Source organism: Alteribacillus persepolensis (assembly GCF_900099605.1).
In the GTDB taxonomy this organism is placed as follows: domain Bacteria; phylum Bacillota; class Bacilli; order Bacillales; family Marinococcaceae; genus Alteribacillus; species Alteribacillus persepolensis.
The window spans coordinates 592,644-605,538 of the sequence record NZ_FNDK01000001.1 but is presented as its reverse complement, the minus strand read 5'-3'; the positions used below and the strand labels follow the sequence as shown (position 1 = coordinate 605,538).

The following is a 12,895-nucleotide window of genomic DNA, read 5'->3' as shown; positions in this document are numbered from 1 at the left end:
CGAGGTATGGAAACGCTGAGCGGAAACTTATTACTAATCACCTTCTTTATGTATTTACTAGCAACGATTTTTTTTACTGTTTCTGTAACAGGGAAAAAGTGGCGTAACAAACAAGGAGATATGTCTGGCAACCGCTGGGGCACCTTCGGTTTTATTACAACCATTATCGGCTTTGTGTCTGCTGTCGGTTATTTTGTGACGAGGTGGATGGCAGCTGGACACGCTCCGGTCAGTAATATGTTTGAATATACGACATTTTTAGGCATAGCTCTTAGCTTTGCATTTATCATTTTGTATGGCATTTACAAAACGAATGTATTAGGTATGTTTACCATGCCGATTGTCATGCTGATTATTGCGTATGCTTCGGTCTTCCCATCAGAAGTAGAGCCGCTGATTCCGGCTTTGCAGAGTAATTGGTTAAAGATACATGTTACCACTACGGCCATTGGTCAAGGTATCTTATCAATTGGTTTTGCGGCTGGCTTAATTTACCTTGTACGCACTCTGGACTTTACCGCCAGAGGGAAAAAAGTTTTTTGGCTTGAGTTCATTATGTATAGTTTGGTCAGTGTGGTCAGCTTTGTACTTATCCGCTATATTTTTGCTATCGCAAATTATGAGGCGTCTTTTCAATATGTGGATGAAAACGGCAATGATGCAGAAATGACGTACAACCTCCCTCCAATACTGGGTCCTAATGAAGGAGAGCTTTTAACGGATGGAGCAATGCAGCCGCTGCTGTCCATGCCGGCTTGGCTGAGAAGTGACGATGCCAATACGGTTCTCTGGTCATTACTTGCAGGTATTGTATTGTATGCATTACTTCGCCTGATTTTGCGCAAGCCGATTGGTGGAGCGATTCAACCGCTGCTAAAAGGCATCCATCCCGAAACAGTGGATGAAGTAAGCTATCGTGCGATTGCGATAGGCTTTCCAGTGTTTACACTAGGCGGTTTGATTTTTGCGATGATTTGGGCACAGATTGCGTGGACGAGATTTTGGGGATGGGATCCAAAAGAAGTATGGGCATTGGTGACGTTCTTGTTTTATGCTGCTTATCTGCACTTACGTCTATCCAAAGGCTGGCACGGTGAACGTTCTGCTTGGCTGTGTGTGATTGGATTTGCTATCATTATGTTTAACTTAATATTTGTAAATCTCGTTATCGCCGGTCTACACTCCTATGCTTAACGATGACATGAATAGCTGTTCCTCATTGTGGTAAGGAGCAGCTGTTTTATAAGTGAAAAATGAGTAATCAGCAGGAGGAATAAATGATGAGTGAGAACGCAACGGTTTTAGTGGTTGATGATGAAGAGCGTATCCGCAGACTATTAAAAATGTATTTAGAGCGGGAAGAATACATCGTAGAAGAAGCAGAAAACGGTGAGAAAGCACTTGATTTAGCGTTAAATAAAGACTATGATGTCATTTTGCTTGATTTAATGATGCCTGGGATGGATGGTATTGAAGTGTGCCAGGAGTTGAGAAAATCAAAAGCGACACCTGTCATTATGTTGACGGCAAAGGGAGAAGAAGCAAATCGAGTTCAAGGGTTTGAAGTAGGGACCGATGATTATATCGTCAAACCGTTTTCTCCAAGAGAAGTCATTTTGCGGGTGAAAGCTTTGTTAAGACGCTCTTCGTCGACGAAATTCCTGCAAACCGACACACAAACAAAAGATGTGCTCGTCTTTCCATACCTTACAATTGACAATGATGCCCACCGGGTGACAGCCAATGATGAAGTGATTAGTTTAACACCAAAAGAGTACGAGCTTCTCCTTTATCTAGCCCAAGCCCCGGATAAAGTATTTTCACGAGAACAATTGTTAAAAGATGTATGGAATTACGACTTCTTTGGTGACTTGAGAACGGTTGATACACACATTAAACGTTTAAGAGAAAAGTTAAGCAAAGTGTCGCAGGAAGCGGCGGATATGATTAAAACGGTATGGGGTGTTGGGTATAAATTTGAGGCTGTGAAAGAATAATGATCTGGCGCAGTGTTGTCGGGAAGTTATCGGTGACGATTTTGTTATTGGTGCTCGTTGTTCTGCTCGTGTTAACGATATTGCTGCTTCAGTTTTTTGAAAGGTTTCACATCACGGAAGCAGAAGAACAATTAACCAATCACGCTAATGGAATTGTTAACATTCTAGAAGAATACGACAGTTCATCGGAAGCATTAAATATTGTCGAGCATATCGCAGATTCATATAATACAACGGTCGTTGTGTTTCAAAATGGAAGCGAGTGGGAGTCCGAAAGCCCCAATGCCGGTGTTCACCTCCCGCTTTCACTGTTTAGAGAAGACGAACGCTTGTCGCGTGTTGCCAACAATGAAGCGGTGATTACACATGGTGATTTTCCGACGTATGAAAATGGGGAAGAGATTCATAACGAAATATTTATCGTTGGAATGCCTTTTGAGACGGCAGTAGGAGAAACGGGATCTGTTTTTCTTTACCAATCGTTGTCTATTATTGAAGATACAACGGGTGAAACAAAGCAAATTATCTTATTTTCAGCAGGAATTGCTATTGTACTAACTGCGTTTTTTGCGGTCTTTTTGTCATCTAGAATAACAGCACCACTTCGAAAAATGCGGGAGCTCGCTTTAGAAGTGACTAAAGGTAATTTTGAAACCAAAGTTCCTGTAGTAACCAATGATGAAATTGGACAACTAGGAATAGCATTTAACAAAATGAGACGTGAGTTAAACCAAAACATCATGGCTCTAAATCAAGAAAAAGAGCAATTAAGCCGGATTTTAACAAGCATGGCTGACGGTGTTATTACAATGGATAGAAAAGGCACGATGGTTGTTACAAATCCCCCGGCCAATCGGTTTTTACAGGCTTATTCGTATGAACATGCACCGGATACCCATTCAGAAATCGAACACCTGCCAAAAGAAGTAAAAAAATTGTTTCAGCGAGTAGTGACCTTGGAAAAAGAACAAATGATTGAAATGGATGTGCAAGGCCGGGTGTATGTTGTATTAATGACACCGCTCTATGATAAACAGTTTGTTCGAGGAACGGTAGCTGTTATACGTGACATGACAGAAGAGAGGCAGCACGATAAGCTGCGCAAAGATTTTATTGCCAACGTTTCTCATGAACTGCGAACGCCGATTTCGATGTTACAAGGCTACAGCGAAGCAATTATTGATGATATTGCGCAAAGTAAGGAAGAAACACAAGAAATTGGGAGAATTATTTATGATGAGTCGAGACGGATGGGAAGGCTCGTTAATGAGTTGCTTGATTTAGCTAGAATGGAAGCTGGTCATATTCAGCTTGAAAAACAATGGGTAGATGTGTCCAGCTTCCTGGAAAAAGTATATAAAAAGTTTCAAGGTTTAGCGAACGATGCGGCAGTAGACTTGGAGCTAGAACAGAAACATCAGTATAGTCAAGCATACTTCGATCCTGATCGTATTGAACAAGTGTTAACCAACCTTATTCACAACGCTATTCGCCATACTAGCGTGGATGGACATGTGAAAATAATCGTGTCCAATACCGAAAAGCAGCTAACCATAGAAGTGGAAGATTCCGGTTCAGGCATACCAGAAGAAGATTTACCGTATGTATTTGAGCGTTTTTATAAGGCCGATAAGGCACGGACACGTGAAAAAGGTGGTACAGGCTTAGGTTTGGCCATTGCTAAGAATATTGTCGATAGCCACAATGGTGATATTACAGTCCATAGTAAACAAAATGAAGGCACTACCTTTCGTTTTTACTTGCCTTTGGAAAAAGATAAAGGCTGATAACAGCGTGATGTGTTTGGGGGAAGCAGGATGAAAGCATGGTTTGAAGAACATTTTCAAGAAGATTATTTACGAATCTATGATCATCGAGATGAAGAAAAAGCAGCCAGTGAGTTATCGCAAATAATGAGTTATCTCCCGCTAGAAGCTGGAATGAAGGCAATTGATTTATGCTGCGGGAATGGAAGACACGCCAGGTGGCTTGCTCGAAAAGGCCTCCACGTCACTGGTGTGGATTTATCACCAGCGCTTTTAAAAAAAGCCATTGATTTAACTTCTAATCTCCCTGTTCAGTATCAGCGGTCGGATATACGGGATGTGCCTCTGCTTTCAGAGTATGATGTGGCGTTTAACTTGTTTACGAGTTTTGGTTATTTTACCGATGATGCAGAAAATGAACTGGTGTTCACGCGCGCGACGGAAGCATTAAGGAGCGGAGGCTGGTTTTGCTTTGATTATTTAAATCCATCTTATGTGCGCAATCATCTTGTTCCAGAGGATGAATCAGTGAAAGACGGTCTTCATATTACGCAAAAGCGGGAAATGTCACCTGATTTTGTGTACAAAAAAATTACTATCCAAGAAAATGATATGAAACGCGAGTATCAAGAGCGCGTGAAGTTATATGAACAGCCGCAGCTTATGGAGATGCTGAAGCGCAATCAATTCGACGTGTTACATGTTTTTGGCGATTATGACGCTTCCCGTTATGAAAAAGAGGAATCGCCCCGCCAGATTTTTATTTGCCAGAAAAAATAATACGAATCTCTTTCATGTAAAGAGATTTTATGTATAATGAAAGAAGAAATGAATAATGAGATTACTAGAGGTCATGCATGGTGGTCATGCATGTTAAAAGGGAAGTCCGGTGAAAGTCCGGCACGGTCCCGCCACTGTAAGCGCAGCAAGGATATTGTTCATGACGCCACTGTCAAAGGAAGGACGGGAAGGCGAACAATATAGCGCAAGTCAGGAGACCTGCCTGTAGTGCGGTGTTTACCTTTCGAGGAAAAGGGTAGCCGAATGACTTGTCTGTGATAGAGGTACGTTTACATCACAAAGCAGTTCATTCGCTCTCCTTTATGAAGGGGAGCTTTTTTTATACCCGAAAAATAGGTTCTGTGAAGTTTGCTGGGATGACGATATTTCTGGTTGGATGGTCCTCGCGGCTCATTTGCCGCGGACAGTGCTTTGAGCTCATTAGGGAATATATCCTCTATGAATTTTTCGCTGCAGCTTTCCCGCAGATGCCTCCTTTAACCGCCATCAACCGGGTCATCCTTTTAGGGCGTTTGCATCTTTCTTAAACTTTCATCACTTTAACAGAGAAAACCTTTCCTGATGTGCAAAAAGCTTCTATCAATGCACCTCAACCGTGTGCCAATCTAAAAACGATACCTTTTGTCATTTGGTCTTGGCAGCACGAGCCGTTTTTCTAGTTTGAGGAACACACGGAACAGCTGTTTAACAGACAAGCTCATTCATTTCTATATACATAATGAAAGGAGACATACACATGAAAAAAAGGCTTTCCTTGGTGCTTGTTGCACTTTTGTCTTTTCTGTATGTCACAGCATGTGCAACAGGAGAAGAAACAGAACAGGCAGAAAATACACCAGCACAAGAAGATGTATCAAAAGAACAGACAGAGGGTGCTTTTCCCGTCACGCTAACAGATGGTCTTGGAGAAGAGCTCGTTATCGAAGAAAAGCCCGAACGCATTGTCAGTTTAATACCTAGTAATACAGAGATTGCTTTTGCATTAGGGTTAAATGATGAAATAGTAGGAGTAACCGATTATTGCAATTATCCAGAGGAAGCAGCAGAAAAACAGAGTGTTGGAGGCATGGACTTTGATATGGAAACACTTTTGGCTTTAGAACCTGATTTAGTTCTTGCCCATGCTTCTTCTGGACATGCAGGTGAAGAAGGATTTGAACAAATAAAAGAAGCCGGTATTGATGTCCTGGTCGTAAATGACGCAGCATCTTTTGATGATGCCTATGACTCAATGAAAATGATTGGAAAAGCGACGGGGACAGAACAAAAAGCAGAGGAAATCATTGCTGATATGAAAAAAGACGCTGCTGAAATAGAAGAAAAGGCCGAAAATATTGACACTGAGGAACAAAAAAGCGTATGGGTAGAAATTCAGCCGCCGCCAGAAATCTACACAACTGGTCAAGGCACATTTATTCACGAAATGCTTGAAACAATTAATGCCAAAAATGCTGCAGGCAGTGAAGAAGGCTGGATTCCCTATAGTGAAGAAGAAGCGGTTAACCTGCAGTCTGATGTGATTGTCACCACGTATGGTTATTATGTGGATAATCCATCTGCTGAAATTAAAGAGCGGGCGGCTTGGCAGGAAGTACCGGCTGTTGCAAACGGGGAGGTTTATGACATTCACAATGACATGGTAAGCCGCCCAGGGCCGCGTTTGACAGAAGGCATGCAGCAACTGGCAGAGCTGGTGTATCCGGATGTATTTAAAGAAGAGTAGTTGGCTTTTGTGGCTGGCGTGCGGCTGTATATTCCTGCTTGTTAGTGTGGTCGTTGGCATATCCGTCGGCAGCTTATCAATCCCCTTTCACAGCAGTATGAACGTTTTATGGACGGCGGTTTGGCCCAAAGAGATGCCAGCTGATATTTCTCCTACGCATGCTGCAATCATTTTGGATATACGCCTTCCCCGTGTGTTGTTGGCTGCCCTTGTTGGAGCTTCTTTAGCTCTTGCCGGGGCGGCTTTTCAAGGATTACTAAAAAATCCGTTAGCTGATCCTTATACGCTGGGAGTCTCCTCGGGTTCCGCATTGGGAGCAGTAATCGTTCTATTTTTTGGGCTGTCGCTTCCGTTGTTAGGAAGTTTTACCCTCCCGGTGATTAGTATTTTTTCAGGATTTCTCACGTTACTTGGCTTATTAGGATTTGTACGATTTATTGAAAAAACATTGTCCACAGAAACAATTATTTTAGCAGGGATTATTGTGAGCTCGTTTTTAGGTTCACTTATTTCTTTGGTTATTGCTTTAACAGGAGATGAACTGCGGCAGATTATATCGTGGCTGATGGGCAGTGTGAGTATGCGCGGCTGGGATTACATATGGTTGATTCTCCCATTTTTTATCGTTGGGGCTGTCCTTTTATTTGCTAATCGAAAAGAATTAAATGCACTAGTGTTTGGAGAAGAGACAGCCAAAACATTAGGCGTAGACACCGACAAGCGGCGGATAATCATTTTAGCAGGTGCCTCACTTTTAACAGGTGCGGCTGTATCTGTATCTGGAACGATAGGATTTGTTGGGCTGGTGGTTCCTCACTTAGTTCGATTGTTAGTCGGTCCCAATCACCAGTTGCTTTTGCCGATGTCTATGTTTGCAGGAAGCGGCTTTCTCGTTTTGACAGATCTAGCTGCCAGGACAATCATTGCACCAACGGAACTGCCTATTGGAGTCATTACAGCAGTTATTGGTGCACCGGTTTTTGGCATGCTGCTATTTCAGCAACGGCGTACAAAAACAAGATAACATGAGGTATAAGCGGGAGATGATTCAGTGATACAGGTGAAAAATGTAACAGCTGGGTACGGGATGAAGCCAGTTGTTGAAAATATTAGCTTTGATATGGAAGCTGGAGAAATACTTGGTGTGATTGGTCCAAATGGCAGTGGAAAGTCAACATTATTAAAATGTATGTATGGAGCACTAAAACCTGACGATGGGGAAATCATCGTGGACAACAAGCGTCTTGGCGCCTATACGCAAAAAAATATAGCTAAAAAGATAGCTGTTCTTCCACAACAGACAGACGTTGCGTTTTCCTATACGGTCCGGCAAGTAGTTGAATTAGGAAGATATCCTCATCAAAAAGGCTGGTTTTCCTTTCAGCAAAAACAAGATGAACACATCGTTGATAAAGCCTTGCAAGAGACGGGAGTGTTATCATTTAGCAACCACCCTATGGACAGCTTAAGCGGCGGTGAAAAACAAAGAGTACTATTAGCACGCGCTTTGGCACAAGAGCCTGATATTTTACTTCTGGATGAACCAACCAATCATTTAGATATTTCTTATCAATTAAATTTACTGGACACATTAAAAGACTGGTCTAAAACAAAGCAGTTAACGGTTATTGCTGTTCTTCACGATTTAAACATGGCAGCAATGTACAGCCACCGTGTTCTGCTGCTAGAAGATGGCAGGCAAAAGGCATTAGATAAGCCATCTGTTGTAATGGAGAAAAACAGATTAGAACATGTATACCAGGCTCATTTAGAAAGAAAAGAACACCCTTCCGTTCCAAGTCCGCTTATTACACTAGAGCCGTCTTCGGACACATTGGAAAGAAAAAGAGAGAACGTATTAGATTCTCTCTCCATAGAAAAAACACCTGGGCATGTGTGTCTGATGTCACCTTTTCATTGGAAAACCTTTTCATCAGCGGTAGTAGGGGCAGGGTTTGGCTGGCATCGTTATTTTGTGAACAGACACGTCGATAAAGATTATGCCTGTGATCAGCCGAAACAAGAGTATACTGCCTATTTAAAAAAAATAGGATTAGATATAGATGATACAGCAGCGATGATGACAGCAGCCCGGCTTGACGATGGCGCTTTTGTCAGGATGGCAGGGGACAATCATGATGTATTTGTGTACGCTACAGCCGGTACGTCTAATGCTGTGGATGTGTCCAAGTCATATGAATATTATTCCATGAACCATACGGCTGGAACGATTAACCTTTGGATATTTGTTGCTCACAGGTTGAGTGAAGCAGCATATGCACAAATTATGATGACAGCAACCGAAGCAAAAACAAAAGCGCTGATGGACTATCGTATTTACGATCCAAAAACGAAAACACTTGCTACGGGGACATCGACAGACAGCGTGCTTGTTGCGGCGTTAAGTGAAGGAGAGGAAATAGAATACGGCGGTACCATCACCCCTGTTGGCAAAACAATCGGAAAAGCTGTGTATGACGCGGTGTCTCGTACATTAAACCACTATTTAAAACGAAGGTCTGGGAATGAAATATGAGCTGGGTAATACTGCATCTTCTAGCTGTTACAGCAGCGTATGTAATGGATCGTTTATTTGGTGATCCCAAAACAGCGGTGCATCCTGTTGTGTTGATGGGGAAGCTCATTCAGTTTGGGGAAACAAGGTTGAATCAAGGACGATTTCGAAAAGGGAAAGGTATTGTTTTTTGCCTAATATCCGCTGCTTTTTTATTAGCCGCTGCCATTGCATTCACGTACGGTGCTTATTCTGTTTCCATTTGGCTTGGCGTGTTGTTTGAAGCGGTCATTATTTGGCTGATGATTGGCGGGGAAAGTATGGTCAAACAAGCAGTCTCTATCTATGAAAGCCTGTCAAATAGCAATCTGTCAAACGCTCGTACCCAAACGGGGATGATTGTTTCTAGAGATACTAGCCAAATGGAAGAATCCGGCATTATCCGAGCAGTTCTGGAGAGTATTGGCGAAAACATTTCGGACAGTGTGACGGCACCATTATTTTATGCACTGATAGGTGGAGCACCACTGGCTGTATTGTATCGTTATATTAACACATCTGATGCCATGTTAGGATATACATCGCAGCGGTTAAAACAATTTGGCTGGGCAAGTGCGCGTTTCGATGATGTATTAAATCTAATTCCTGCTCGTATTACGGCAGCGGTCATGACCGTCTCTGTTTGGAAAATTAAAGCCGCCACGTGGCAAGAAGCGGTGTATGTGATTAAACACTTTGCCCATTTACATGAAAGCCCAAACAGCGGATATGGGGAAGCAGCTATGGCAGGAGTGCTAGCCATCAGATTAGGCGGTCCGACACCTTATCCGGATAAGCTCGTTCAACGCCCGTATTTCGGTGTAGGGAAACGTCCTGTGCAGCACGTGCTTATTGCAGAAGGCATTACGGTTTGGCACGTAACGATTCTTCTTTTTATCAGTTTATTATGGATGATAGGAGGTGTAATACATGTCATGGCCTGAACATGGGGCAATGCCGCGTGCACTCAATCAGCAGCTGCAGCAAGACCATGCCCCCCCTGTTAGTGATTTCAGTGTAAACACAAATCCATACGGTCCGCCGCCTGGATTACAGCAGCAGCTTATGGAATGGACGAAGACAGTATTTTATTATTCGGATCCAAATCATCAGCAGGTACGGCAGCATCTAGCAGAAAAGTTAGACATCTATCAAAATAATGTCCTTCCGGGAAATGGCGGGGCGGAACTAATCTTTGCTGCGGCGCGGTTATTTGCGAATAAAAAGGTCGTTCTTATGGAACCAACCTTTACGGAATATAAACAAGCGCTTCAGGCTAACGGGGCTGATGTCATTTCTTTTCAAACGACGGAACAAACAAACTGGCAGTGGACATTTGAGCAAATAGAACCATATATTTCGAAAGCAGATGGCATATGGTTATGCCACCCAAATAATCCGACTGGAACGGCTGTCTGGCAAGAAGAACTTCAACAACTTATAGACTATGGACAGCAACAGAAGAAGTGGGTGGTGATAGACGAGGCGTTTTATGATTTTCAGGAAGAGCCGGTGTCCTATCACCATAAGCTGCGAGACAACCGCTATTTACTGCTGCTGCGATCGATGACGAAGATGTATGCTGTACCGGGTTTGCGGCTTGGCTACATATTGGCAGCAGAAGACGTTATTCATACGCTGGCATCTTTTCTTCCTCCGTGGAATATGAATAGCATCGCAGAGAAAGCGATGCTGTACTTATTGGAACAAGAGGATTTCGTAAAAAACACGGTGCAGCAGATAGAGAAGGAAAAGCAGCGTGTCATCAACGAGCTGCAGCAACTAGACCGATTGAAAGTCTTTCCATCGGCTGTGAACTTTTATTTACTGCGTCAGCAAGACAAGCGTGATGTAAAGCCATTATTAACATATATGGCGAAAGAAGGGCTGCACGCACGACATACGTATCATTTTCCAGGGTTAGAAGGAAGATACATACGTTTGGCTGTGAAAACAGAAAAAGAAAATAATCAGCTGCTTTGCTGTTTAACAAGGTGGAATCACACGTGCTGATATTTGTGTGCGGAGGAGTACGCAGCGGGAAAAGCAGTTTTGGAGAACAGATGGCAGAGCAGCTGCAAACAGACAGCGGCAGGTTAATTTATTTGGCAACCGCCGTGACAACAGACGAAGAAATGCAGCAGCGGGTAAAAAAACACCAGCAAGACCGGTGCGCTAAACAAAAACAATGGGAAACGCTGGAGTGGTCTATGCAGTTAGAAGAGGCTGCCAAGCACCTTACAACAGATGATGTGGTATTTTTGGACTGTGTAACGACGTGGCTTAGTAACGAAATGTTTCAAGAAAGTGGTGAAATGCCGTCTGAAAAAGCACTGAAAAGCAAAATGATATGCGCTGTACATGCATTAGAGGCTGCAGCAAAACACGTCGTTATTGTAAGTAATGACATATTTCATGAGCCTGTATCTTTTCATCCGCAGTTGTTTCGTTATGTAAAAGTATTGGGAGAGCTGCATCAATATATTGTTTTGAAAGCAGATACTGCTGTAAGAATGGAATGCGGAAACCATGTCGTGATGAAAGGAGGGATTTTGAATTGAAAGGATTGATGGTTTGGGGAACAACATCTGATGCCGGAAAGAGCTATATTGTGACGGGATTGTGCCGTGCGCTCTATAACAGGGGAATAAACGTTGCTCCGTTTAAAGGTCAAAATATGTCAAATAATTCTTATGTGACAGCAACCGGTCATGAAATCGGGCGTTCTCAAGGATTGCAAGCCGAAGCTGCAAACGTTGTTCCTACTGTAGATATGAACCCTGTTCTGTTAAAGCCTAGAAGCGACAGAAAATCCGAAGTAATTGTACGAGGGAAATCACTTGGAAGTCCTGATGCGGCCAGATATCGCAGTGATTTTTTCACCATCGCCAAACAAGCAGTTGCTGACTCGTTGCAAACATTATCAGCAAACTATGATGTGGTGTTAATGGAAGGGGCCGGGAGCCCAGCTGAAGTTAATTTAATGGATAAAGATCTCGCTAATTTAGAAACAGCAGCGATTGCGGATGTACCAGCTTTATTAGCGGGCAACATCGAAAGAGGCGGGGTGTTTGCAAGTATTACCGGCACCTTGCAGCTCTTGCCAAAACACTATCGCGACCGAGTCCAAGGTGTGATTGTCAATAAGTTCCGGGGAGACCCGGCACTTTTCAAAAGCGGCATCACTTGGCTCGAGCAGCATACAGGCATTCCTGTGCAAGGCGTGCTGCCCGCTATGGATATTCGCATCGAGCAGGAGGATTCACTATCATTTTCTACGCTTCACACGAAGGCTGAAACGTCTTCTGCCTTGGATGTTGCTGTTATCGCTATGCCGTATGTATCCAATTATACGGATGTGGAGCCATTTTTAGCTGAACGTGATGTGGCGGTTCGCATTGTGCGTGAAGCCAATCAATTTGGCTGTCCTGATGCAGTGATTCTTCCCGGTACACGGAGCACGATTCATGATTACCATCACTTAGCGGCTGCGGGGTTAACAGAGAAAATCATCGAACATTATCAACAAGGGCGCTTTCTTGTGGGGATATGCGGCGGCTTTCAAATGTTAGGAAAGCAGTTGATTGACGCACATGGAGCAGATACAGGAGTCGCAGGCAAAACTGCAGAAGGCATGGGGATTTTTCCACTTTATACGACGTTTGAGACGAGTAAACAGACCAATCAGTGGCAAGGCAGGTTCTTTGATGAAAGCAAAACAATGGCCGTTTCGGGTTTTGAAATACATAGCGGGTTAGCACACATCGATGACAAAGGTAGCGAATGGAAACCATTGTTTTATAGTGAAGAAAAACAGCCGGAAGGCATGATGTCCCGTGATGCATCCACTATCGGCACGTATATTCACCATCTCTTTCATAATGATTCGTTTCGGCACTGGTGGTTAAATCAATTAAGGCAGTCACAAGGAAAACAGCTGCAGGCCCTGGTCCCTTACAGTGCTAATAAAGAAAAACGTTTAAATGAGCTGGCGGATGCTTTGGAAGAGCATTTAAATATAGATAACTTGATAACTATGATGGAAAAGAGATGA

The 12,895-nt window shown here is 43.2% G+C and carries 11 protein-coding genes and 1 riboswitch; all 11 genes read left to right on the top strand.

The window, feature by feature from the left end; translation table 11 throughout:
* Positions 1-6: 6 nt before the first annotated feature.
* The 11 genes from ccsA (at position 7) to BLT18_RS02865 (ending at position 12,895) form a co-directional block, all read left to right on the top strand.
* On the top strand, positions 7-1,194 hold the full coding sequence (gene ccsA / locus BLT18_RS02915; protein WP_091271007.1) for a cytochrome c biogenesis protein CcsA: 1,188 nt from the start codon (positions 7-9) through the stop codon (positions 1,192-1,194).
* Between the two features lie 86 nt (positions 1,195-1,280).
* Positions 1,281-1,997 carry a response regulator transcription factor gene (locus tag BLT18_RS02910; RefSeq protein WP_091271005.1) on the top strand — a complete coding sequence of 239 codons (717 nt, stop codon included), beginning with the start codon at positions 1,281-1,283 and terminating at the stop codon, positions 1,995-1,997.
* Complete coding sequence (locus tag BLT18_RS02905) at positions 1,997-3,784, top strand: ATP-binding protein (protein ID WP_091271004.1); 1,788 nt, start codon at positions 1,997-1,999, stop codon at positions 3,782-3,784. Before BLT18_RS02910 ends, BLT18_RS02905 begins: the two co-directional genes overlap by 1 nt.
* A 30-nt stretch (positions 3,785-3,814) precedes the next feature.
* Positions 3,815-4,543 (top strand): class I SAM-dependent methyltransferase, encoded by a 729-nt coding sequence (locus BLT18_RS02900; RefSeq protein ID WP_091271002.1) that lies wholly within the window; start codon positions 3,815-3,817, stop codon positions 4,541-4,543.
* 51 nt (positions 4,544-4,594) lie between these two features.
* Positions 4,595-4,784: riboswitch (cobalamin riboswitch) on the top strand.
* 516 nt (positions 4,785-5,300) lie between these two features.
* Positions 5,301-6,287, top strand: a complete 987-nt coding sequence (locus BLT18_RS02895) for an ABC transporter substrate-binding protein (protein ID WP_091271001.1) — start codon at positions 5,301-5,303, stop codon at positions 6,285-6,287.
* Positions 6,268-7,311: a FecCD family ABC transporter permease gene (locus BLT18_RS02890; RefSeq protein ID WP_091270999.1), complete on the top strand. Its 1,044-nt coding sequence runs from the start codon at positions 6,268-6,270 to the stop codon at positions 7,309-7,311. Before BLT18_RS02895 ends, BLT18_RS02890 begins: the two co-directional genes overlap by 20 nt.
* A 27-nt stretch (positions 7,312-7,338) precedes the next feature.
* A complete protein-coding gene (locus BLT18_RS02885) occupies positions 7,339-8,823 on the top strand; it encodes a heme ABC transporter ATP-binding protein (protein WP_091270997.1) in 1,485 nt (494 codons plus the stop codon).
* On the top strand, positions 8,820-9,785 hold the full coding sequence (cbiB, locus tag BLT18_RS02880) for an adenosylcobinamide-phosphate synthase CbiB (RefSeq protein ID WP_091270995.1): 966 nt from the start codon (positions 8,820-8,822) through the stop codon (positions 9,783-9,785). The genes BLT18_RS02885 and cbiB overlap by 4 nt, the downstream gene beginning before the upstream one ends.
* Positions 9,772-10,854: a pyridoxal phosphate-dependent aminotransferase gene (locus BLT18_RS02875; RefSeq protein ID WP_091270993.1), complete on the top strand. Its 1,083-nt coding sequence runs from the start codon at positions 9,772-9,774 to the stop codon at positions 10,852-10,854. The genes cbiB and BLT18_RS02875 overlap by 14 nt, the downstream gene beginning before the upstream one ends.
* Positions 10,848-11,402, top strand: coding sequence for a bifunctional adenosylcobinamide kinase/adenosylcobinamide-phosphate guanylyltransferase (locus BLT18_RS02870; RefSeq protein ID WP_175487347.1), 555 nt, complete (start codon positions 10,848-10,850; stop codon positions 11,400-11,402). The genes BLT18_RS02875 and BLT18_RS02870 overlap by 7 nt, the downstream gene beginning before the upstream one ends.
* The gene (locus BLT18_RS02865) at positions 11,399-12,895 is read left to right on the top strand and encodes a cobyric acid synthase (protein ID WP_091270990.1); all 1,497 of its coding nucleotides are present in this window, start codon (positions 11,399-11,401) and stop codon (positions 12,893-12,895) included. Before BLT18_RS02870 ends, BLT18_RS02865 begins: the two co-directional genes overlap by 4 nt.